The following is a 23684-nucleotide window of genomic DNA, read 5'->3' as shown; positions in this document are numbered from 1 at the left end:
ATGATCTGACTGGACAATAAACACAGATACCATGACGATACGAGTTGGAATTTTAGGATTTGGTGGCTTAGGACAAGCGGCAGCTAAAGTGTTAGCGGGTAAGCAAGAGATGACTTTAGTGGCAATATCCGATAAACAGGGATTTGCCTATGCCCCCAATGGGTTTGACATTGACGCAGCGATCGCCGCTTACAACCAAAAAGGCTCTGTCGGTTACTTAGAGCCATCAGGCGTACTCAGCCAAGATAGCATTGCAGAAGCGATCGCCGTGGCAAAGGATGTGGATGGTTATTTCTTAGCTCTGCCAAACCTCCCCAATACCTTTATGGCAAGTGTGGCAAAGCAGTTTATTCAAGCGGGTTGGCGAGGTGTATTGGTGGATGCGATCAAACGCACCAGTGCCGTAGAACAACTCATCGGGCTAGCGGCTGACTTAGAATCAACGGGCATCACCTATATGACAGGCTGTGGTGCAACCCCCGGTCTATTGACGGCAGCAGCTTCTGTAGCAGCTCAGAGTTTTGCCGAAGTGCATAAAGTCGAAATTACCTTTGGGGTTGGCATTGCTAACTGGTCGGCTTATCGCGCCACGATTCGCGAAGATATCGCTCATATGCCGGGCTACAGCGTCGAAATTGCCCAAGCCATGACCGATGCCGAGGTAGAGGCTTTGCTAGACAAAACCAATGGCGTGATTACCTTAGAGAATATGGAACATGCCGACGATATTTTGCTAGAGCGTTTGGGAATTTGCGATCGCGATCGCGTCACGGTCGGCGGTGTGGTCGATACCCGCAATCCTCAAAAGCCGCTCAGTACGAATATGAAACTGACAGGTCGCACGTTTGAGGGCAAAATTTCTACCCACACCTTCACACTTGGGGATGAAACCAGCATGGCAGCAAATGTCTGCGGGCCTGCGTTTGGTTATCTCAAAGCCGCCCATCAGTTCCGCCAACGCGGCATCTGTGGTTTATTCACGGCTGCTGAAGTTATGCCCCAGTTTGTTCGCTAATTCTTCGCCCCCTAACTCCCCCAGAATTGGGGGCTGGGGGCTGATCTGAACCATATTGAACGATCGGGGAAACCCATAGAGGATTGTCCATTCAGCAATTCGTTATGATAAATATAGTGAATCGCAGAATAGGAATAAGACAAAGTGCAGCAATTAGACCAAATTCAAGATACATCAGCGACCTTCTCGCCTGAATGCATTCGACGGGCAGAGGTCGCTTTACGCTGTGCCCCTTTTACGCTAAAGCTGCTGGCAGACATGGCAAAACAGGGAATCATGCTGCGCGCGATCGCTGGAACAGAGGGCATCAAGCACCAATATGCAACCCATCCCACCAATTTAATTAGCACTGAGAACTCTTTACTTTGGTTGATTCAAGTGGGGATCTTGCGCCGTGAGGTTGATGGACAGGGCATTACAGATAGCTTTCGGCTGACACCCCTAGGACATTACCTCCTCGATAAATGGAAAGAGCAAGCCCAATTTCCAAAGGCAACGATCGGCGATCGCTTGCAAAATCTGATCGCTCAACTTCAGCCCTCTCGCTTTTTCTAGAAGATTTTTTGTACCCGAAGTAATATCTATGAAAAAATTCCTCACTGCCAGTTTAATCTTTCTGAGCATGGCAACAGTTCCATTTCTTGCCAGTGAATCAAGCCGAGCACAGCCTCTTTTACCTCCTGACACACCGACTCAGATAATTCCGCTCAAAGGCGATCTCATTACCGTTCGGGTTATTAATAAAAGCAAGGATACGATTACTTTTCAGGCATTAGGGGATACTAGCCGTCGTTCTCTCAAGGGGAACACAAGCGTAACACTACGAAATCTCAAAGTTCCACTGTCTCTGGCGTTTTATTACCAAGATGTTAAAAGAAGCTACGTCCTCAAGACTGGATTGATCGATGCCAAAATTATAGAAAACAAATCTGTAGGAAGTATTGACTTGGTGCTCAGTCCCACCACCGATCCAGACAGCCACAGAAGCAGTTTGTACATCTATACAGATGGTTCCGTCACGTTTTTCTAGCTGATTATTTCTGAGTTGAGAATCTTACAGTAGTTTTTGAGCCCACTTATCACGAAGCTGGGTCGCAGGGCGTAGCCCCGCATTGGGTTTTAGATTTCTGTCTGTGGTGCTTTTAAAGCTAATTTGGTGTAAGACTTTCGCAACAATAGAATAATGTCTGTGATATTGAAGCTAGTTTTTGATCCTAAAAAAGGAGCGATTTATCGCTCCTTTTTTACTTAGTAGAAAACTACTTCAAAGACTACATCGTTAACGTGCGGCGTTTGGTCACCATACGGAAGGCTTCAATGATGTCACCTTCTTGCCAAGCGGTAAACTTGGGTAAAGAGATACCACACTCAAAGCCAGCAGCAACTTCCTTCGCGTCATCTTTCATCCGTTTCAGCGAATCAAGTGGTGCTTCGTGAACTAACTCGTTGCCGCGTTTGATGCGAACCTTACAGTTACGCACTAACTTACCAGACTGGACATAACAGCCTGCGACCACACCCTTACCAATGGTAAATAGGGCTCTAACTTCAGCTTGACCAAGGGGTTCTTCAACCAACTCAGGTTCTAACAAGCCTTCCATTGCGCCTTGAATGTCTTCAAGCAGCTTATAGATGATGTTGTAATCCCTGACATCCACACCCATCTCATCGGAGGCTTGTCTGGCTCCAGATGCCATCGTGGTGTTAAATCCGATGATCACAGCATCACTGGCGGCGGCTAGATCCACATCATTTTCGGTGATTTCACCTGCGGCGGACAAAAGCACCCGTAGTTGAATCTCTTGCTGTGGCAATTGTCCCAAGGCACCCAAGATTGCCTCGACAGAACCCTGCACGTCGGCTTTGAGGATTAAGTTGAGATCCTTGAGTTCGCCTTCCTGTGCCTTCGCCGATACCGTACCAAGGGTGACGCGGCGCGATGCCATCGACTGTTGCAGGCGAGAATGACGTTGCAAGGAAGCGCGATCGCCTGCTGTTGCTCTAGCCAACTTCTCATCCGTAAACACTTCAAACTCATCACCAGCCGCAGGTACGTCGCTTAAGCCCAGTACCTCGACCGCAAAGGAAGGCGTAGCGGCTTCGACGCGCTTGCCCTGGTCATCTACCATTGCCCGTACCTTACCAAAGGCAGAACCCGCTACCAGAATATCTCCGACGCGCAAAGTTCCATTTTGGATTAAGAAGGTCGCAACGGGACCTCTTGCCTTATCTAAGTGAGCTTCGATCACCGTACCTTTCGCCGTCCGATTGGGATTCGCTTGTAAATCTTCAACTTCTGTCACCAGCAAAATCATTTCCAGCAAGGTATCGAGATTTTCACCTCTGATAGCGCTGACAGGAACCATAATCGTGTCGCCGCCCCATTCTTCATCGACTAGACCATATTCAGTCAGTTCCTGACGAATGCGATCGGGCTGTGCCTCAATCTTATCGACTTTATTAATCGCTACAATAATGGGCACTTTTGCAGCACGGGCATGACTAATCGCTTCAATCGTCTGAGGCTGTACGCCATCATCCGCAGCGACCACTAAGATTGCCACATCCGTTACTCTTGCGCCTCTGGCACGCATGGCTGTAAAAGCCTCGTGACCGGGAGTATCAAGAAAGACAATTTGTTGCTTCTGTGCACCTTCGCCAACATCAACATGGTAAGCCCCAATATGTTGCGTGATGCCACCTGCTTCACCCTGTGCCACCTTACTCTTACGGATTGAGTCAAGTAATGTGGTTTTACCATGATCGACGTGACCCATAATTGTAACCACAGGCGGACGACGCTGAAGGCTATCAAAATCCTTCGCCTCGATCATCTCTGTGACTTTACGTGCAGGGGCAGCAGCAGCAACTTGCTCGACTTCATAGCCTAACTCCATGGCTACCATACTTGCCGTAGGGATATCGAGGGTTTGGTTGATGTTAACCATTACACCCTTAAGGAACAGCGTACGGATAACATCGGTTTCAGGTAGCATCAACTTAACGGCAAGTTCCTGTACCGTAATGCTGTCATCGAGTGTGATCTTGGAGGGCTTTTCTGGTGGTGCTTCAGGGACAGTGCGGCGATCGCGGCTAGCGGTCTTTCTACCTAGCTTTGCCCCACCAATCTTGATCTCTGGGAAAACCGTAGACTTGGGCAAACCTTGCTTAGGTCTAGCAGTGGGTCGAGCCAAAGATAAACTCACTTGAGATAGGTCATCGCCATCTAGATCGTCAATTAGCTCATCATCGTCTTCAAGTACGCGTAGATAACGCTTGGGCTTGTTGAGACGAGCTTTTTCCTTCATCTCTAGCAAGTCTTGCTCTTCGTCTTCCTTCTTAGTCTTTCCACGCTTGGCAAGCTTTGCAGGAATTGGCTTTTCAAGTAGCTCGGGTGTCGTCGGAATGACTGCCGCGCTCACTTCATCCCGTCTACGGATGCCATTGGTAATGGGGCGTTCTGGCGCGTTGGCAGAAGGTCGCACAGGAGGAGCCATCGGTGCGCGCAAGGGACGAACAGGATCGTTAGGTCCTGTGATACCCCGCTCAATCAATACAGAGTCCTTGACAGGGGTAGGACGATTGATTTGCGGGCGGCTTGGGGCGGAACGGTTAGGTGATTGAGGCTCTGGACGATTGAGTTTTGGCTTTTCGAGCTTTGGTTTGGCGATGACTTTCTCTGAAACAGCCTTTTCTGAATTTGGTTTATCTGAACCGACATACTCCGAACTTGAATGCTCCGATGCTTGTCTATCAGCAGGTTTTACCGAAACCAAGTCTTGATTTACAGATGAGTTGCTAGATTTGGGTTGAATGGGAGCCTGTGGCTGTACGGGCTTATTCACCGCAACAAACTGCTTGGTGCGATCGCTCCGTTCAGGCGCAACCGATGGCTTCGCCACCTCAGGGGTTTCCGATTTACTCGGCTTAACCTTAGATTCTGGAGCTTTTGACTCTGGAGCCTTGGCTTCAATTGGTTTACTGAGTTGAGGTCTAATCTCTTGAGGTTTTGCTTCCAAGGTCACAGTTTGTAGCTCTACAGGTGATTTCGCTGCGATAGGTGGAACGGCTGCTGCCTTCGGCGCTGTATTTGTCTCTATTTTGGGTTCTGATAGTGTCTCAGATCTACTCTCTAGCTTAACCTCTGTAGTCGTTGGCATGGGTTTAGTAGGACGGCTGGGAGGTGTGGTAATTTGCACAGGTATGTCATTAAGGCTTGAATCACGATCCAAATCATGCCCCACAGGAGAGGTAAGGTTTGATGAGTCCACTGTGGTTTCAGCAGTTTCTGGAGCCTTTGGCTGAACTGGGGGCACAGGAGGCTCGACCGCGATCGCAGGTGGTGACTGGAGCTGCGCAGTAGGCTTACTGACTGTGAGGATTTGCTGTTTGGCTGACTTAGGCTCTGCCTCTTTAGTCGCCTCTTTTACAGATTCTTTTGGCTTTAAATTCACAGTTGTCGAGGATTTTCTCTCTTGATGCTTGTTTTGATTTTTTTCTAATACAGCCGTATTTCTCTCTGGTGCTGCTGCGCGAACAAGTTCAGCTTCAGATTCTGTAATTGTACTGCTATGACTCTTGACGGCAATGTTTAATTGCTCACATACTGCCAGTATATCCTTTGTATCTAACTCCAATTCCTTTGACAACTCATAAACTCTGACTCGATTAATGCTACTCATTTACCCACTCTGCCCTGCGTGATTGACTTACTACATAGAAACTGCTACCTGTTTTGCTAAATTTGACTTTAGGAGCATTGTATGCGTTGACTGTTAGCCAAGGGTTATAAGCCTTGGATCTAGCCGTATGCATTGTAACTATTATTACTCATACAAATTTGGAAATCTTTGTATGAAAAACTCAGCTTTTAAAGTTTACTAGACTAAAGCAGCGATCCCCTACTTAGAATTCCTTACCTTAATAAAGCGCAGTACCTGAGCCATAGCTCGTCCAGTGCTAAATCAGATAGGTTTACATAATACTCTGATTGATAATGATGCCCGATCGCAAGTGTCTCAAATCGCAAATTATGTCCGATAACTCTAATAACAATGTACAGTCGTAGTTTCACAACTGGTTACATTTATTACATTAAGTTAGGATTAGACAGTTAAGAGCGATGTTTCACCTATGACCAACGTACCTGTTTCCCGTATTCGCAACTTTTCTATCATTGCTCATATTGATCATGGCAAGTCAACTTTGGCAGATCGTCTGTTGCAGTATACAGGCACTGTTGCCGATCGCGAGATGAAAGAGCAGTTTCTTGACAATATGGACCTTGAGCGCGAGCGCGGGATCACGATCAAGCTGCAAGCCGCTCGCATGAACTATACCGCTGAAGACGGCAATCAGTATGTGCTGAACCTGATCGATACTCCCGGACATGTGGACTTTTCCTATGAGGTGTCGCGATCGCTAGCTGCCTGCGAAGGGGCATTATTGGTGGTCGATGCCTCCCAAGGGGTAGAGGCACAGACTCTTGCGAATGTCTATCTGGCGCTTGAGAATAATTTAGAAATTATTCCCGTGCTTAATAAAATCGATCTACCGGGGGCAGAGCCCGAACGTATTGCCACCGAAATCGAGCAACTAATTGGGTTGGATTGCTCTGAGGCAGTGAGAGCTTCGGCAAAGGAAGGAATCGGGATTCATGAAATTTTAGAGGCGATGGTCAAGCTCGTCCCTCCGCCTGAGGATACGACAGCTCGACCCTTGCGAGCGCTTATCTTTGACAGCTACTATGATGCCTATCGCGGCGTGATTGTTTACTTTCGGGTAATGGACGGCACGGTGAGTAAAGGCGATCGCATCAAGTTTATGGCTTCTGGGCAAGAGTACGTAATTGATGAGTTGGGTGTACTCGCCCCCAATCAAATCCAAGTTGACGAACTTCATGCGGGTGAAGTTGGCTATCTTGCTGCCGCGATTAAAACCGTAGCCCATGCCCGTGTGGGAGATACGATTACTTCTGCCGTGGAACCTGCCACAGAGGCGTTACCAGGCTATGAAGAAGCAAAGCCCATGGTTTTTTGTGGATTATTCCCAACCGATGCCGATCAATTTGAAGATTTGCGCGAAGCACTGATTAAGCTCAAGTTAAATGATGCATCGTTAAACTATGAGCCAGAGACCTCAAACGCGATGGGATTTGGGTTTCGATGTGGCTTTTTAGGTTTACTCCACATGGAGATCGTGCAGGAACGGCTAGAGCGCGAATATAACCTCAACTTGATTATTACTGCCCCATCGGTGGTTTATCAGGTAACGAGTGCCAATGGTGAAGTCGTTCTAATTGACAACCCCAGCGAATTACCGCCACCCGCAGAGCGCGAAAAGATCGAAGAGCCCTATGTGAAGCTAGATATCATGACGCCACAAGTTTACATTGGCACGTTGATGGAGCTATGCGAATCGCGGCGCGGCATCTATAAGGATATGAAGTACATCACCAAAGTGCGGACGACGCTGATGTACGAAATGCCTCTTGCCGAAATTGTCACAGACTTTTTCGATCAGCTGAAATCTCGCACCAAGGGTTATGCCAGCATGGAGTATCAGATTATTGGCTATCGCGAAAATGACTTGGTGAAGCTAGATGTCTTGGTGAATGATGAGCCTGTGGACGCACTTGCCTGCATCGTGCATCGCGACAAGGCTTACAATCTCGGGCGAGCATTGGTATCCAAGCTCAAGGATCTAATTCCGCGCCACCAGTTTAGGATTCCCGTTCAGGCAGCGATCGGCTCCAAAATTTTGGCAAGGGAAAATATTCCTGCCATTCGTAAGAACGTTTTGAGCAAGTGCTATGGCGGTGACATTTCACGGAAAAAGAAACTGCTAGAAAAGCAAAAAGAAGGGAAAAAACGCATGAAGTCGATCGGGACAGTAGATGTGCCGCAAGAAGCTTTCATGGCAATCTTGCAACTCAATCAGGACTAGTTTGGTGACGGATAGCTTGCCTGAAATTTACCCCACCCTAACCCTCCCCTTGCAAAGGGGAGGGAACAAGATTTTCGGGATAAATCAAGAACGACCGATCGCTGTGGATTTGTTTGCAGGCGCAGGGGGCATGACTCTGGGTTTCGAGCAGGCTGGTTTTGACGTGCTTGCCAGTGTAGAAATCGATCCCGTTCACTGTGCTACCCATAAATACAACTTTCCTTTTTGGGAAATCATTTGTCAGAGCGCGACCGATATTTCAGCCGCAGAAATTAGACACAAGGCTAAAATCGGCGATCGCCCCATTGATGTGGTGTTTGGTGGCCCGCCCTGTCAGGGTTTTTCGATGATGGGCAAACGCGCCCTTGACGATCCGCGCAACCATCTGGTCTTTCATTTTTTGCGTTTGGTGCTGGAACTACAACCTAGATATTTTGTCATGGAAAATGTCAAGGGCTTAACCGTAGGCAAACACAAGCAATTCTTAGCCGAGATTATGGCGGAATTTGAGGCTCAAGGCTACCAAATTGAGCAAAGCTATCGAGTTCTCAATGCCTGTCACTATGGCGTACCGCAGCACCGTGAAAGACTGTTTCTACTGGGCTGTCGTCAAGGGTTGGAACTGCCAAAATATCCTGCCCCCATGACCAAACCAGCAAAAGCCAACAAGATCCCTAAAGAACTGGCAGATTTGCCACCTAGCCCGACCGTATGGGAAGCGATCGCCGATCTACCGAGTCCCGATCGCTATGCGGAGCTGCTACGTCAAGATTGGTGCGAAGCGGAGTTTGACTTAGATCCAAATTTCAGCGTAAGCGATTACGTTCGTAGATTACGCGGATTAGATTGCTCAATCCAAGATTATTCATACCCCCGTCATTTCGATCGCAGATTACTCACCTCTAGCATCCGAACGCACCACTCGCTTGAGTCAATCGCGCGATTTCACGCTACCCCTCAAGGCAAAACCGAACCAATTAGCCGATTCTTGAAACTAGATCCCTTGGGGATCTGCAATACATTAAGAGCGGGAACAGCCAGCAATCATGGTGCATTCACATCACCACGCCCGATTCATCCCTTTGAGCCAAGGTGCATTACGGTTCGAGAGGCAGCCAGACTACATTCCTATCCCGATTGGTTTCGGTTTCACGCGACCAAATGGCACGGATTTAGACAAATTGGTAATTCTGTCCCCCCCCTACTAGCCCAAGCCGTTGCTACTGAAATCCGCAAGGCTTTAAAGGTTACGCCCGTTAAGCCCCAAGTTACACAGCCGCTTCAAGATCCTGCTTTATTGCGCATAAAAATGACTGAAGCCGCCCGAAAATATGGTGTCGATCGCCACGTCATTGCCCCAAGAACCCGACCCGTCAAGGTTGAAACCATGTCTGAATTTACTCTAGCAACCAAGCAAACAAATCCTTAATGGTAAGTTGCAACTCACTGGCAAACGATGGCATCGGAAGCAGACCGTCTACATCATCAAACACTTCAGTTTCTTGTTTAGAACGATAGACAAACACGGTTTGCTCATCTGGATCGATTAACCAGCCCATTTGAGTCCCATACTTCAGACAATGCAGAATATTTTTTGTTACTTTTGTTTGGCTTTGATCGGGAGACAAGATTTCAATTGTCCAATCTGGCGCAACAGGAAATATATTCGCTATTTCTCCATTTTCATCACGGGGAATCCGATTCCACGTAAAAACTGCAATGTCAGGAACTGTGGAACGATCGCCAAAGGTACAACGTAGCTCAGGAAATGCCCGAGCGATTCGCTTAGGCTTGACCACAAGGTTGATGGCAGGAACAAATTCGCCTTGAATTGCACTATGTTTCCCCTGTGGCATTGGTTTCTGGATAGTTTGACCATCTATGTATTCAGTCGCAGGTTTTGTTTCTGGTAATTCCAGAAACTCTGCCAATGTCAAGGTTTTAGATAGTAGTTTCACCATTTTGGGCTTACCTCTAGCTCTACTAGATCCAATGTATTTGATCGTATCTACGATTAGAGTCTCTATTTTTTATGTTGTTCGAGAATTGAGAGAAAGCGATTAACTACGGAAGCTGTCTTTCCAAAACATTCTTCTGCTGTATAGTGTTCTACACAGAGAATTCCAGACTTCTTAAACCATTCATCCTTCTGTTTGTCTTGTTCATATCTACCCTGATGAAAAGCAACTTCTAAAATCCCCCATACGCCTTCATGACATATTAAAAAGTCTGGCTCTCGATGATCTTGAAAATTCTTTCCTGTCTCAGCACGGACAGCTAGTGGTAAGGGAAAAAATAAAATCTTACGTCTTTCAAGTTCTTGTGCAACTCGGATTTCCGTAGCTGACCCAAATTTCATCTCGTTATATTTTAGTGGTTCCTGATCATTTTTTTGCCTAACAATCGTTGTTACCACGCCTTGGTTTGGCTCTTTTGCTCGTGCAATCAAGCTTTTCACTAGCTCACGCCAATTATCTTCGGGTTCCATGAATTTAGTGCCAAACTTAATTCCATTAGAATTGTAATATTTCCCTGACATAAGGAGTTTTATGCACTCACTAAGATGCTCCAAAATCACATCATCATTAAGTACTGTAGAAACATAGCAGACAGGGAAACCAATAAAAATTTCATTAAGGATCGCGAACTAAATTACCTGCAATTCTAATGATTTAGAGTCATTATTTAGAATGCCTATAATTTCTAAAGAACAGCACCTTAATAAATCCACGATCCTAAGGTAACCATCCTCTACTTCTTCTATTACTAATTCGGCATCGACAACAAGAGCCGCTAACTCTGGTTTGCTACTGTGTCGCACTAGCTCTATATATGTTCTGAGAAGCTTCTCTGCAAAACCAGTCATCTGTTATCCTGCTTTTAATCTTTTGATTTATTTATTGAAAAGTAGCATGATCTGATAGATGTGTAGACATGACTTAGTGCAATTACTTTGAATTGTTATTTTGTTGCCAACATCAATAAGTAAAGACACTTAAGAAGTGTTTATATTGAAAATTCCTAGATAACATTCCAAGTATTTGGTAAGTTACATACTGCCTATCCAGAAATTTAGACACATAATCAAAAGCAAAGAAATCAAAAGGTTGTTTTTTTAAAAGAGCTAACTGCTAACAGCCATAATGATTTGCTGAGCGATCTTCCCCAATATCAAACATTTTGGGTTGCTTAACCTCGGCTAGATGAGACTGACTGAGTATGCACGAATTGCTGTATCGACTGTGGCAATTGCTAACTTACTAAACCTCATTATCTATGTTACGAATTGCATTTTGAATATCTGCTGGCAATCGACGATCGCCACTGATAAACCAAAGAAAGATATGTGTATCAAGCAGAATTTTCATTTACCCTCGAAGGCACTCAAAATCTCTTCTGGTAGAGATTCGTCAAAATCATCAGGGACAGTGAACTCGCCAGCACACAAGCCGAATGGTCGTAGCTGCTTTCCGTTCGACGAGAGAGGTCTTAGTTCAGCGATCGCCTTATCTGCTCGAAGTATTACAAATGTTTTGCCTGCCTCCACTTGACGCAAATATTTTGAAGGATCTTGCTGAATTTCATCCACCGTGACAGTTAACATAAAAAAGCCTCAGTCTAAGCTCAAAGGATAAGACACCATCCCACTTACATTCTAGATGATGGGTCGTATAGTCTCAGCTAGAAGTTGAGCGATCGCTTCGGGCGTCAGAGCCAAAATATTTTCTAAAACCAGATCGGCTCCGTGAGCTTTTAACAAATCGGTATAGGCTTGTCGCTGCCGATCCTGAACGTGGGGTGGAATGACACCTACAGCCATAAAATTTTGACCGTTAGTCGCGATCTCGCGAGCTTTTTGGATAGTGATCATATCTGCGACCGTATCACCCGCATAAATCACTAAATCTAGCTTGTCAAAGCGCGACTCAAGGCGAGCGATCGCCATAAATAAACCTGTGGGGTCGGGCTTACCTGGGGCATCCTCCATCGCCACCAGCACGGGATTTTGAATCTCTAGTCGGCGCAAAACATAGGATGCCGAGCCTTGAGTTGCACCGCTAAAAAATCCCCAAGCAACTTTTGCCGTTGTCAAGGTCTGAAAATATTCAGGTGTGGCAATCAGGGGCTCTTGGGAAATATAGCCGTTCCAATGTACGGGATCGTCCCCACGATAGCGGCTTTGAAAAAACTGGACGATCGCTTCATAACTAACCACCTCCCCGCCTTTACCTTCAGTGGCAAAGTAACGACGAGTCAACTCCTGAGCTGCCTCCCAGTCATTATTCCAAACGCCTTCTGCCTTTAAATCATCAATCTGTTGGGGGGTAGGACGATAGGCTTGGTGGGTAAAATGCTCGACTGTATCTGCCAAGGCACGACGATAAGAGCCAGCGACATCTCTAATTACGCCATCAATATCAAGAACCAAGGCAACTTTTGACAGGTCTATCATGTTAGAGTCTAAGATCGCTAATTAAGTATGTAACGTAAATTTCTACGGAGGAAAGGAAGTTTGTCCCAGTTTATTCTAAAAATTCTATGGTTAGAGAATAATGTAGCTTTAGCAGTTGACCAAGTAGTTGGTAAGGGCAATAGTCCTCTTACCAAGTATTTTTTCTGGCCCAGAGACGATGCTTGGGATCAGCTTAAAACCGAGATGGAAGGCAAGCCTTGGATTGCCGATCAAGAAAGAATTGAAATTCTTAACAAAGCTACCGAAGTAATTAATTACTGGCAAGAGGAAGGCAGAAATCGCCCTATGACTGAAGCTCAGGCAAAGTTCCCTGATGTCGTATTTACGGGTAGCAACTAAACTAAACCAAGAGCATAAGCATTAAAAATCCCCTGAAGTTTATTTTCAGGGGATTTTATTTTTCAGTCAGAAATAGAGATAGGGTTGCTATAAAAGCAATTACTTATCAAGGTCTGGCATACTCAACACAGGTTCAGTCTCACGACCAATGCCCTTTTCAAAGCCAGCCACAGCAGCACGAGCGCGTCCTGCATGCCATAGGTGACCGACGAGGAACATAAAGGCAAGAACGAAGTGAGAAGTTGCCAACCAAGAGCGAGGAGATACAAAGTTCACAGCATTGATTTCTGTGATAACGCCACCGACTGAGTTTAGAGAACCCAAAGGAGCATGTGTCATATATTCAGCAGCGCGGCGGGTTTGCCAAGGCTGAATATCATTCTTCATTTTGTCAATATCCAAGCCGTTAGGACCGCGAAGAGGCTCTAGCCAAGGACCGCGAAAATCCCAGAAGCGCATGGTTTCACCACCTAGAATGATTTCGCCAGTAGGCGATCTCATCAAGTACTTACCTAACCCTGTAGGACCTTGAGAAGTACCGATGTTAGCACCTAGCTTTTGGTCGCGCACGATAAAGGTAAAAGCTTGAGCTTGTGAGGCTTCAGGACCTGTAGGACCATAGAATTCACTGGGATAGACTGTGTTATTAAACCAAACAAAGTTAGTCGCAATAAATGCCATGATGCACAAAGCACCCAAGCTATAGGAAAGATAGGCTTCACCAGACCATACCAAAGCACGTCTCGCCCAGCCAAAAGGCTTGGTAACAATATGCCAGATACCACCAGAAATGCAGATCAGCCCAACCCAGATATGTCCACCAACAACATCTTCTAGATTGTTAACCCCAACAATGTTGCCCGAACCACCAAAAGGCGAACCGAGTACATAGCCAAAAATGATCATGGGGTTAAGCGTAGGATTTGTGATAACCCGAACATCGCCACCACCAGGTGCCCAAGTATCATAAAGACCACCAAAGGACATTGCCTTGATTACGAGTAGAAAAGCACCAATTCCCAAAAGGATTAGGTGAATACCCAAGATGGTTGTCATCTTGTTCTTGTCTTTCCAGTCGTAACCAAAGAATGTGGAGTAATTTTCAAGTACTTCAGGTCCGCGAATTGCGTGATAGATGCCACCAAGGCCTAAAACTGCCGAGGAAATAATATGTAGAACGCCAACGACGAAATAGGGGAAAATATCCACAATTTCGCCAGCAGGACCAACGCCCCAGCCTTGAGTCGCAAGGTGAGGCAATAAAATAAAGCCTTGTTCGTACAAAGGCTTTTCGGGTACAAAGTGGGCAACCTCAAATAGGGTCATAGCTCCAGCCCAAAACACAATCAGACCAGCATGGGCAACATGAGCACCCAATAGCTTGCCTGACAGGTTGATTAGGCGTGAGTTTCCAGACCACCAAGCAAAGCCTGAAGTATCTTGAGTTCGTCCACCAACCCCCAACGAGTTGAAGTTAATTGTCGTCGTCACGAGGGAATTTCTCCAAAAACTTATTTATTGTTCAGTGATTAAAGAGATCAGCTACCAGTTGTCAGCCGCTAGCTTTACGATTTGAGATTTATCCTTAGATAAGAATCATAATCTAAAACTAGTCCTTAAGCCGATCGCTGATAGCTGAGTGGTGTAGCTCAAATTACAGAGCATTACCACGGGGTAGAACTTCTTCTGGGAAGATGAAGTTTTCAGCAGGCTGATCTTGAGGAGCCATCCAAGCACGAATACCTTCATTTAACAGGAGGTTTTTGGTGTAGAAAGTCTCAAACTCAGGATCTTCTGCGGCACGAACTTCTTGAGATACAAAGTCATAGGCACGTAGGTTGAGTGCTAGACCAACGATACCAACGCTACAGAACCATAGTCCAGTAACTGGAACGAACAGCATAAAGAAGTGCAACCAACGCTTGTTAGAGAAGGCAATCCCAAAGATTTGGCTCCAGAAACGGTTAGCCGTAACCATGGAGTAGGTTTCTTCAGCTTGGGTAGGGTTAAATGCTTTGAAGGTCGTTGAACCGTCGTCATCTTGATACAAAGTGTTTTCAACAGTTGCACCGTGAATAGCACTGAGTAGAGCACCACCGAGAATACCTGCAACGCCCATCATGTGGAAGGGGTTAAGCGTCCAGTTGTGGAAACCTTGCAAAAATAGGATGAAACGGAAGATCCCTGCTACACCAAAGGTAGGAGCAAAGAACCAACCAGATTGTCCTAGAGGGTACATCAAGAATACGGAAACAAATACGGCGATAGGACCAGAGAATGCGATCGCATTATAAGGACGAATACCAACTAGACGAGCAATTTCAAACTGACGGAGCATGAAGCCAATCAGACCAAAAGCGCCGTGTAGAGCCACAAATGTCCATAGACCACCGATTTGGCACCAACGGGTAAAGTCACCTTGGGCTTCAGGTCCCCAGAGCAGTAGTAGGGAGTGACCCATACTGAGCGAAGGTGTGGAAACAGCTACGGTCAAAAAGTTAGCACCTTCAAGGTAGCTAGAAGCTAGACCATGGGTATACCAAGAAGATACAAAAGTGGTGCCCGTCATCCAGCCACCAACAGCTAAAAATGCGGTAGGGAACAGTAAGATACCGCTCCAACCTACAAATACAAAACGATCGCGCTTCAGCCAGTCGTCAAGGACATCAAACCATCCTCTTTCGACCTGTTGCGATCTCCCGATAGCAATGGTCATAAATTAAATCCCTCTATACGTATAAGTTTTGTATGGATTTTGAATAAGCTTAACACATCTTTACAGTTTGATCCCCTAGACGAAGATTCACCCTGAATCGATGCATATTCTTCATTCTTACGAGGCTTTAGGCGCTCTAAACCGAGAATTTAAAATATAAAGAAATCATTAAACTCGAAAAAGTAATTATCGCCTGAATGGTTGACGTAAAGCAAGTTCTAGTCATCTCGCTAACTGAGTAAATATACTCATCGGAATGGGATAGAAGACTAGAATAGGTATTTTTACTTAGCGTAAAACAATGCTTAACATAAGCCATCAAAAGTTTAGATAACTATGCGCTTTTATGACTTCTATCTAACATTAATTATGCAGGTAAACCTGCAGTTTGCGATCGCTTAAACCCCAAAATGAGAGCGAAGCCTTCACGCTGGCAAGTTTGTCTCAAAAGCAGAATTAATGTTGCCGCAAATGCTTTGCCCCTCAAGGGGCGATCGCTCCTATGCACTGGTTCTAAACAGGATGACATCCCCTTCCTTGACAATGTACTCTTTACCCTCACTGCGCACTAAGCCTTTTTCCTTGGCTGCGGTCATGGAGCCCGTTGCCACGAGGTCATCAAAAGCCACGGTTTCAGCCCGAATAAATGCCCGTTCAAAATCGGAGTGAATCACGCCCGCTGCCTGTGGGGCACTCATTCCCGCATGAATTGTCCAAGCTCTGGCTTCCTTGGGCCCAACCGTGAAGTAGGTGCGTAAGCCCAGCAAATGATAGGTGGCACGGATTAGGGATTTAAGTCCACCTTCACTTACGCCTAGCGATTCTAAAAAGTCTTGGCGCTCTTCGGCAGATAACTCGACTAACTCGGACTCAACTTGGGCAGACACAATAATCACCTCGGCTTTTTCAGCTTCGGCGATCGCCCGCACGCGCTCGACAAAAGCATTGCCCGTCGCTAGATCGGACTCAGAAACATTCGCCGCATAAATGGTGGGTTTGAGCGTCAGCAGTTGCAAAAATTCGATCGCTCCTAATTCCTCATCACTCAAGTCAAGCGAACGGGCTGGTTTACCTAAATCGAGAGCTTCCCGCACTTTCTCTAGGGTGGCTAGCTCTAATTTTGCATCGGCATCGCCTGCTCTTGCGCCTTTGCGGCTGCGATCGATGCGGCGATCGACTTGCGCCAGATCGGAGAGTGCTAGTTCTAAGTTAATAATCTCAATGTCTCGAACGGGATCGATGCTGTTCTCGACATGCAAAATATTCTCATCTTCAAAACAACGTACAACATGGGCGATCGCGTTGCAAGTCCGAATATTTGCCAAAAATTGATTGCCCAGACCTTCGCCTTTGCTTGCGCCTTTGACCAAACCCGCAATATCGACAAACTCCATACGGGTTGGCACGATTTGGGCAGAGTTACCAACCTTTGCCAATACCTCTAGCCGTTCGTCAGGTACTGTAACCGTACCGACATTAGGCTCAATCGTACAAAAGGGAAAGTTGGCAGCCTCGGCTTTGGCATTGGCAACTAAGGCATTAAACAAAGTGGACTTTCCCACATTTGGCAAACCCACAATCCCAGCTTTGAGCATTATTTATCCTAGAAATCTTTTATATATCCGCATTAAATTGTGTCACAACTTTTACCAAAATAATGGGTAAAAGCCCCGTCCTCCGCGTTGCTAAAGGACGGCTTTATATTGCCACCTTAGTATTTTATCTAAACATTTCCCAGATAAAATACAATAGTAAGATGCTAGTAAGAGAAGCCAAGCTAAACCACGGGACAGCAGAACAGTACGGAGCTATTGATGAAGCCATCCGCACAGCGCAGTTTATTAGAAACAAAGCAGTGCGTTTTTGGATGGATAATCGAGGTGCTAGTAAGGCTGTTTTGTACTCACTATGCAAAGACTTAGCCATAGAGTTTCCTTTTGCGAAAAAGTTAAATTCTGCGGCAAGACAAGCAAGTGCGGAACGGGCTTGGGCTGCAATTTCTAGCTTCTATGCCCGATGTAAGAAGGGTGAGAAAAAGAAGGGTTTTCCAACGTTTAAAAAACATTGTCGCTCAGTAGAGTACAAGGTTTCTGGCTGGAAGTTGTCTGAAGATTGTATGAGCATAACCTTCACCGATGGCTTTGAGATTGGAACCCTAGCTTTGTTCTGCAACCATGAAACGAGGGAAGATCTTCATGCATTGAAGATTAACCGTGTACGAGTAGTTCGCAGAGCAGATGGCTATTATGCCCAATTCTGCTTTGATGCTACTCGTAAGGAAGAAGGGGAGTATACGGGTGAAGTTGTTGGGTTAGATCTTGGGTTGAAGTATTTCACCAAAGATCAAAACGATAACGCTGTTGTCTATCCTCAATTTCTAAGAAAGTCTGAGCGTAGATTAAAAAAGGCTCAGAGACGATTAAGTAAGAAGTTTGTCAAGGGTGCTAAACCCCAATCAAAGAACTATCACAAGCAAAGAAAAAGACTTGGTAAAGTCCATCTAAAAGTCCAAAGACAGCGTAAAGACTGGGCAATTAAGCAAGCTCGGTGCGTAGTCCACTCTAACGATGTGGTTGTCTATGAGGATCTAAAGATTGCCAACATGGTGAAGAATCATCATTTGGCTAAGTCAATTTCCGATGCTAGTTGGTATCAATTCACTCAATGGCTGGACTACTACGGAAAGATTTGGGATAAAGCAGTTGTGGCTGTATCGCCTAGCTATACGTCTCAAGATTGCTCTAACTGTGGCTATCGAGTGAAAAAGTCACTCAGCACTAGGACTCATTCATGTCCTAAATGTGGGATAGAAATTTGCCGCGATACAAATGCTGCAATCAATATCCTCAAGAAAGGTATGAAAATGCTAGGGGTAGAGTGGCAACAAAACGGTACTTCTGGGCAAGAAGAATCCGCCTCGTAAGAGGGAAAGCGTGGGGAGAAAACTGCCTCTACTATTGATGGATACCCTGATATAGCAAGCAGACTTCTGTGAACTACGAATAAGAATCACCGTTGCTTTAGCTCGGTGAGTATGTCAACCGTGACGTAAGCGATCGGGCTAAAACCCTCAATTTACCTGAGAATCTAAAATCTCGGAGATAATTGTAAGGATTCAGATTTTTGGGACTCAATGCGATCGATCGGAATATCAGTCAAAAGAGCACATTTGAGTTTTGTAGGAGTTGTGGCAACTTGGGCGTAAATCATCATTCTCGATCACTCTTGCATAGCAATGAGATCGGCGGGATTTGCCTCCAGCCACTGAGTGTAGGCATCGAAAGCGTCATACCAATAGTAATAACGTGCGTAGACTCTGGCTTTTTCTAAATTAGAATTAGCTTCGTGAATCGCTTGTTCTAATGCTTCATTCTGCTCTAAACGCACAAAAGCATTAACACTCATAATGTCAGTATCTTGAATATCGTCGCCACGAGGAAATAGGATACGTACATGCCACCGCATATCTTCACCAGCTTCTAAGGCTGGCGCATTATCGGGCAAAGTAAATTTAAGTAGTCCTGATTTTTTTGACCTCGCAACTACTCGATAAGCTATCTTCCCACTGATTCCATTGCGCAAAAAAAAGATTGCTCGAAAAGGTTTTTCTTGGGAACCTACCAGATTTTCAGCATACAAATAAAATGTTGGGCGTGAAGAAAGCGTTCGTCCTCCATCTTCAGGAGCGATCGAATTACCAATTATTGTTGTTGGACAACGCAGTGCCCCTCCAGTCCTACTAATGCCCTCTAAGCCAAGGCCAAATGGGGATGTGGGAGTTTCAGCTAAAACGGGTGAAGAAGTAATAGAAATGCTTAGCAAAAAAGTCATGCAGGGAGCGATCGCAACCAAGCTACGTTTCAAATACTTGGTAAATAGCTGAGGCTGAATCATAACCGCAATGGCTTAATTTTAGGAAAGCGAGTGCAAAGCGTAATAAATTAAGTATGCCCAAAAACTCGAGTAACTAAGCTAAATTCCTCAAAAGAAGGATTGAGAACTACTAAAATTCGCCCACTGCATACCGTACCAAAGGCACGATCGCTTGGCAAAGCATATCGAGTCCTTGGCGATGGATTGCAGAAATCAAGATCGCATCAGGATATTTTGCCTCAATCTCCATTAGATCGGCATCAGAAACGCGATCGGTTTTATTAAAGACCATCAGGGTTGGCCCCACCGTAATCGGCATTTCTTTGAGAATGCGATCGACCGCCGCAACCTGAGCCTCCCAAGCAGGATGGGAAGCATCGACGACATGCAAGAGGGCATCGGCTTCCGTAACCTCTTCGAGGGTGGCACGAAAGGCATCCATTAAAGAAGGTGGCAACTCGTGAATGAAGCCCACGGTATCTGTCATCAGCACCATGCAGGACTTGCGCTCCTGTTCGCTATCTTTGGGATCTTCCACAGATAAATTGAGGCGGCGGGTGGTGGGATCGAGAGTAGCAAACAGTTTATTCGCCGCAAACACATCTGATTTGGTCAGGGCATTTAACAGAGTGGATTTACCCGCATTGGTGTAGCCCACGATCGCTACAGTCGGAACCTCCCGATCGATCCGCCGTTGCCGCACTCTTGCCCTTTGATCTTGAAGTTGATTGACCTGCTGCTGCAAATGGGTAATTCGCTTTTGAATCACGCGGCGATCGCTTTCTAATTTCGTTTCCCCAGGACCGCGCGTGCCAATACCACCACCAAGTCGCGAAAATTCCTGACCGCGCCCAGAAAGTCTGGGTAGTCGATATTCCAACTGCGCCAGCTCCACTTGTAGCTTTCCGGCCGCCGATTGGGCGCGTTGTGCAAAAATATCGAGAATGACTTCCGTGCGATCGCTCACCCTCACACCGATCTGGCGCTCTAAATTTCGCGATTGGGAAGGGGATAGCTCTCGGTCGAATACGATCAGATTGGCGCGTTGGGTTTGGGCAGCGATCGCCAGTTCCTGTACTTTGCCCTCACCTAAAACGGTTTGGGGTTGCGGGCGATCGCGCTTTTGCCAGAGCATATCCAACACAACCCCCCCAGCACTCTCAACCAATTGACTCAGTTCCATCAAACTGTAGGGCATCGCCTTACCCGTTTGCAAAGACACCTGAGGTGGTGGCAAAACGCGATTAGAATCCTTATTGGGCCTGTCTTCTACTAGTCCTGCGAGGATCACTCGATCTTGGCTTTCTTCAACAACCTGCGCGACGAATTCACGCTTAAATTCTTCTTCGAGCCCAATCACCAAATCCAGAAAGTCTTGCTTGGCGATCGCATCCAAACTCATGGGTGGCGATACTTGCCAAGCTTGGTCGGTGTCCGCGTGGGTATTGGGCAACAGGTGCGCGGTGTAGGCGCGATCGACATGCCCCGAGCCCGACTCGTTTAAAGTCAGCACCACCAAGGTATCTAACCGTTGCATTGCCATCGCAGTTAAATCAGCCAGAGTAGGAGGCTCGCGTTTGAGGCTGGTTGAAATGCAGCGCAGTCCGCATAGACGTTCGTCGCCATAGCGCGGCAATTCTAATGGGGGAATTTTGGCTTGGTTGGGTGTGCCTAATCCGATGCGAATGACTTGCCCGCGCCGATTGGCAAAGGCACAGATCGGCTGTTTAATCTCAGTACTGATCGCTGCCAAGCGTTGCGCAAACTCTGGTGTAGTAAAGCTGCTTTGGGGCAAACGCGATCGATACAGCCGTTGTAATTGCTTGAGCTGATTAGATTTCAGACCTTGAAGGTTTCCGTAGATAGTCTCGATATGGGTTACACGCGAAATTTATACATCACGATCCTACTTTATGATCCCGTCACCTTGCAGGATTTTGGTGGTTAATTCGTTGACCTAGTAGTTTGTGCCAATACAACCATTAAGAAAACAAGAGTGCCAATTTACCCATGCGATCGCAAGTCCAAAAGTTGAAGGCGATCTGTCCCCAGTCTATTTAAGTCCGATCGCTTAACAATTATTCGTTTTTGCGGCAGGACGCATCCTGAAAGGAATCGCCAATAACTCCTTAGAACTCAACAATGAAGTCAACCATTTCTGCTCACCTAATTTTTGCTCAAACAGACATGATTTGAGAGACAGATAAATGAAGTGAAGGCATGATGGAAGATTGAACCAGTTCATCTCCTTGATATGTAATCACCGTGTAAGTTTGATCCTCCAAAATGTAGAGAGTAACTTCCTTTTGGAGTAGATTAACGATCCAGCATTCTGGAATTTTAAGTAGTGCCCATGCTGATGCCCTTAAGTTATAGCAATCGTCTGTTTCGGTGGAATCACTAACCACTTCAACCACTAAAGTAGGAGGTTGCTCGTGCAATTCAATTATTGCTTCTAGTTCGTGCAAGGCTTTCCATTGCGTGAGTGGTAAAATGGTAATAGCGGGAATCCGATAGTTATCCCAGAAAGGACGTTGTCGAATACGTACTCCCACATACCCAGGTAATGCAACCCACGGTTTTTCAGCCTTAGAAAACGCTTCTTCAAATTGATGAGTTAGAAAACGGACAACTTCCCCACGTTGCCCTGTCTTCATACTCTTTCTTGAAAAAGTTAAAGATTTTTTCCACTCTTCAACGTCCTCCTCCGATGCTTGATATTTGTTGAGTAGACGAGAGTATCGAAGAGAAAATTGCCTTAAAACTTGTGCTAATTTTTGTCCTGTCTGATTCTCTATTTGTTGAATTTGTCTACTGTCATTCAACCTAACCAAGACTAATGAGCCATGACTAAAACGATTGGCTTCCTTTGCTGGAATGACTTCGTCACCTTGTAGAGCTTGCCAATTTTGCGCAGACTGCTGATAAGCAAGTAACTTAAGTGCAGTCTTACCCCCAAAGGAAAAACGCTTCTTAATTACTTCGGCTAGATAAAGCAATCCGATCTGAAAAATTGCACCACAGTTAGAACATTTGACTGTTTCTCTTGCAAACTCATCATTTATTGTATAAGACCTTCTACACTGACAGCTAATAGATATTGGCATCAAATAAACCTCCTTTGCCGACTCCAGTAGTAGTGTAGGGTGCATTCATGCAATGAAATGTACTCAATAAATCTACTTTGAACTCAGCCTATCGTTCCAGAGATCTTCATACAAATTTGCAAGCGATTCTCTCAAATTAGCGAGCGAGCTATTGAACTATGGATTGAGTCGTTCTCAAAAGCCCTTGAGATGATAAAATTCCGCGATGATCGATAACATCTGTAAATTCTTAGCAGAAACCTTCCCCACCGACTTTGCCAGTTGGCTACTCGGCGAAGCGATCATTCTAACCAAACTCGAACCCTCCGAACTCTCAGTAGAGCCAATTCGTGCCGATGCCGTAATATTTCTCGAATCATCAGAAGTCATTCTGCATATTGAGTTCCAAACCGAGCCAAATCAAAATATCCCCTTCCGCATGACAGATTATCGACTGCGGCTATATCGCAAGTTCCCCGATAAACAAATCCATCAAGTCGTCATCTATCTCACCCCCAGCCGATCGCCCTTAGTCCATGAGACCCAATTTAACATTGGCAAACTAAACCATGAATTTAGCGTCATCAGATTATGGGAGCAGCCCACCGCAATATTTCAGCAATACCAAGGACTATTTCCCTTTGCCACGCTATCTCAAACCAGCAACCCCGAAGAAACATTACGACAAGTTGCAAGGCAAATTGAAAATATCCAAGATAAACGGTTACAAAGTCACCTAGCCGCATCGACCGCTATAATATCAGGCATAGCCCTAAATAAAGAAATCATCCAAAGACTTCTGAGGAGCGAAATCATGAAGGAATCAGTAATTTATCAGGAAATTTTGCAGGAAGGCGAAGCTAAAGGTCTAGCTAAAGGCAAAGCGGAAGAAAGAAACCAAATTGCCCTCAATATGCTGCGCTCCAACATTGCCATCGATTTAATCGCTCAAGTTACAGGACTAACCCTCAAACAAGTCCAAAAACTACAAAAACTGGCAATACAACAGACCAAACCAGCTAAGGCATCAAAACCCAAGCACTCTGCAAAACTCTAATCGTCAAGCCAATCGAACTGCACCCAGAGTATTAGCAAAGGGTGCGATTTATTCCACGAATGTACCGAAAACGCACCGAGTCAGTTTGAGCCTGTTCTTCTAAAGCTCTCTATATCTCTATAAATAACTCACCTTACGCGGAAGAAATATTTATGTAAAATGAGAGAGAAAAGGAGATA

Annotated in this window: 21 protein-coding genes and 1 pseudogene; 8 read left to right on the top strand and 14 right to left on the bottom strand. The window is 45.7% G+C overall.

Features of this window, described 5'->3' with window-relative positions; genetic code table 11:
• Positions 1 to 31: 31 nt before the first annotated feature.
• The 3 genes from bioU to V2H45_RS04255 all read left to right on the top strand — a co-directional run bounded on the left by bioU (position 32) and on the right by V2H45_RS04255 (position 2045).
• Entirely contained in the window at positions 32 to 1015 is a 984-nt protein-coding gene (gene bioU, locus V2H45_RS04265; RefSeq protein WP_330482380.1) for a (S)-8-amino-7-oxononanoate synthase BioU, read from the top strand.
• Between the two features lie 144 nt (positions 1016 to 1159).
• Complete coding sequence (locus tag V2H45_RS04260) at positions 1160 to 1570, top strand: Npun_F0494 family protein (RefSeq protein ID WP_330482379.1); 411 nt, start codon at positions 1160 to 1162, stop codon at positions 1568 to 1570.
• 28 nt (positions 1571 to 1598) lie between these two features.
• On the top strand, positions 1599 to 2045 hold the full coding sequence (locus V2H45_RS04255; protein ID WP_330482378.1) for a hypothetical protein: 447 nt from the start codon (positions 1599 to 1601) through the stop codon (positions 2043 to 2045).
• A gap of 241 nt (positions 2046 to 2286) precedes the next feature.
• Here the strand turns inward: V2H45_RS04255 and infB are convergent, their stop codons facing one another.
• Positions 2287 to 5697: a translation initiation factor IF-2 gene (gene infB, locus V2H45_RS04250; RefSeq protein ID WP_330482377.1), complete on the bottom strand. Its 3411-nt coding sequence runs from the start codon at positions 5695 to 5697 to the stop codon at positions 2287 to 2289.
• A 451-nt stretch (positions 5698 to 6148) separates the two neighbouring features.
• On the opposite strand from infB, the gene lepA reads away from it, so the two are divergent.
• Both lepA and V2H45_RS04240 read left to right on the top strand, forming a co-directional pair.
• Positions 6149 to 7960 (top strand): translation elongation factor 4, encoded by a 1812-nt coding sequence (lepA, locus tag V2H45_RS04245; protein ID WP_330482376.1) that lies wholly within the window; start codon positions 6149 to 6151, stop codon positions 7958 to 7960.
• Positions 7961 to 8039: 79 nt separating this feature from the next.
• Complete coding sequence (locus V2H45_RS04240) at positions 8040 to 9389, top strand: DNA cytosine methyltransferase (RefSeq protein ID WP_408648721.1); 1350 nt, start codon at positions 8040 to 8042, stop codon at positions 9387 to 9389.
• Here the strand turns inward: V2H45_RS04240 and V2H45_RS04235 are convergent.
• The 6 genes and pseudogenes from V2H45_RS04235 to V2H45_RS04215 all read right to left on the bottom strand — a co-directional run bounded on the left by V2H45_RS04235 (position 9358) and on the right by V2H45_RS04215 (position 12413).
• Positions 9358 to 9921, bottom strand: a complete 564-nt coding sequence (locus tag V2H45_RS04235; RefSeq protein WP_330482374.1) for a Uma2 family endonuclease — start codon at positions 9919 to 9921, stop codon at positions 9358 to 9360. The two genes, V2H45_RS04240 and V2H45_RS04235, sit on opposite strands and share 32 nt — an antisense overlap.
• Before the next feature lie 62 nt (positions 9922 to 9983).
• Positions 9984 to 10448: a hypothetical protein gene (locus tag V2H45_RS04230; RefSeq protein ID WP_330482373.1), complete on the bottom strand. Its 465-nt coding sequence runs from the start codon at positions 10446 to 10448 to the stop codon at positions 9984 to 9986.
• Positions 10449 to 10607: 159 nt separating this feature from the next.
• Positions 10608 to 10826 carry a hypothetical protein gene (locus V2H45_RS04225; protein ID WP_330482372.1) on the bottom strand — a complete coding sequence of 73 codons (219 nt, stop codon included), beginning with the start codon at positions 10824 to 10826 and terminating at the stop codon, positions 10608 to 10610.
• A gap of 397 nt (positions 10827 to 11223) precedes the next feature.
• Positions 11224 to 11328: pseudogene (locus tag V2H45_RS25525) on the bottom strand (type II toxin-antitoxin system VapC family toxin); the annotation flags it as partial.
• Positions 11325 to 11564, bottom strand: a complete 240-nt coding sequence (locus V2H45_RS04220; protein WP_330482371.1) for a type II toxin-antitoxin system Phd/YefM family antitoxin — start codon at positions 11562 to 11564, stop codon at positions 11325 to 11327. The pseudogene V2H45_RS25525 and the gene V2H45_RS04220, both read right to left, overlap by 4 nt.
• 51 nt (positions 11565 to 11615) lie before the next feature.
• The gene (locus V2H45_RS04215; protein WP_330482370.1) at positions 11616 to 12413 is read right to left on the bottom strand and encodes a TIGR01548 family HAD-type hydrolase; all 798 of its coding nucleotides are present in this window, start codon (positions 12411 to 12413) and stop codon (positions 11616 to 11618) included.
• 60 nt (positions 12414 to 12473) lie between these two features.
• Here V2H45_RS04215 and V2H45_RS04210 point away from each other — a divergent pair, with 60 nt between their 5' ends.
• Complete coding sequence (locus V2H45_RS04210; protein ID WP_330482369.1) at positions 12474 to 12773, top strand: 30S ribosomal protein PSRP-3; 300 nt, start codon at positions 12474 to 12476, stop codon at positions 12771 to 12773.
• A 99-nt stretch (positions 12774 to 12872) separates the two neighbouring features.
• Here the strand turns inward: V2H45_RS04210 and psbC are convergent, their stop codons facing one another.
• The 3 genes from psbC to ychF all read right to left on the bottom strand — a co-directional run bounded on the left by psbC (position 12873) and on the right by ychF (position 17084).
• A complete protein-coding gene (psbC, locus tag V2H45_RS04205; protein ID WP_330482368.1) occupies positions 12873 to 14264 on the bottom strand; it encodes a photosystem II reaction center protein CP43 in 1392 nt (463 codons plus the stop codon).
• A gap of 163 nt (positions 14265 to 14427) precedes the next feature.
• Positions 14428 to 15489, bottom strand: a complete 1062-nt coding sequence (gene psbD, locus V2H45_RS04200; protein ID WP_330482367.1) for a photosystem II D2 protein (photosystem q(a) protein) — start codon at positions 15487 to 15489, stop codon at positions 14428 to 14430.
• A gap of 500 nt (positions 15490 to 15989) precedes the next feature.
• Complete coding sequence (ychF, locus tag V2H45_RS04195) at positions 15990 to 17084, bottom strand: redox-regulated ATPase YchF (RefSeq protein ID WP_330482366.1); 1095 nt, start codon at positions 17082 to 17084, stop codon at positions 15990 to 15992.
• A gap of 161 nt (positions 17085 to 17245) precedes the next feature.
• Here ychF and V2H45_RS04190 point away from each other — a divergent pair, with 161 nt between their 5' ends.
• Complete coding sequence (locus V2H45_RS04190) at positions 17246 to 18412, top strand: RNA-guided endonuclease InsQ/TnpB family protein (RefSeq protein WP_330482365.1); 1167 nt, start codon at positions 17246 to 17248, stop codon at positions 18410 to 18412.
• 164 nt (positions 18413 to 18576) lie between these two features.
• On the opposite strand, the gene V2H45_RS04185 is transcribed toward V2H45_RS04190, so the two are convergent.
• The 4 genes from V2H45_RS04185 to V2H45_RS04170 all read right to left on the bottom strand — a co-directional run bounded on the left by V2H45_RS04185 (position 18577) and on the right by V2H45_RS04170 (position 22469).
• On the bottom strand, positions 18577 to 18702 hold the full coding sequence (locus V2H45_RS04185) for a hypothetical protein (RefSeq protein ID WP_330482364.1): 126 nt from the start codon (positions 18700 to 18702) through the stop codon (positions 18577 to 18579).
• Between the two features lie 6 nt (positions 18703 to 18708).
• Positions 18709 to 19383 carry a DUF928 domain-containing protein gene (locus V2H45_RS04180; protein ID WP_330482363.1) on the bottom strand — a complete coding sequence of 225 codons (675 nt, stop codon included), beginning with the start codon at positions 19381 to 19383 and terminating at the stop codon, positions 18709 to 18711.
• 109 nt (positions 19384 to 19492) lie between these two features.
• Entirely contained in the window at positions 19493 to 21235 is a 1743-nt protein-coding gene (hflX, locus tag V2H45_RS04175; protein WP_408648720.1) for a GTPase HflX, read from the bottom strand.
• Positions 21236 to 21539: 304 nt separating this feature from the next.
• Entirely contained in the window at positions 21540 to 22469 is a 930-nt protein-coding gene (locus tag V2H45_RS04170) for a Uma2 family endonuclease (protein ID WP_330482361.1), read from the bottom strand.
• Positions 22470 to 22674: 205 nt separating this feature from the next.
• Here V2H45_RS04170 and V2H45_RS04165 point away from each other — a divergent pair, with 205 nt between their 5' ends.
• Entirely contained in the window at positions 22675 to 23505 is an 831-nt protein-coding gene (locus V2H45_RS04165) for an Rpn family recombination-promoting nuclease/putative transposase (protein ID WP_330482360.1), read from the top strand.
• The last annotated feature ends 179 nt before the right edge of the window (positions 23506 to 23684 follow it).

The sequence above is a fragment of the Tumidithrix elongata BACA0141 genome (assembly GCF_036349135.1).
In the GTDB taxonomy this organism is placed as follows: domain Bacteria; phylum Cyanobacteriota; class Cyanobacteriia; order Pseudanabaenales; family Pseudanabaenaceae; genus Tumidithrix; species Tumidithrix elongata.
This window is presented reverse-complemented; position numbering and strand designations above follow the sequence as displayed.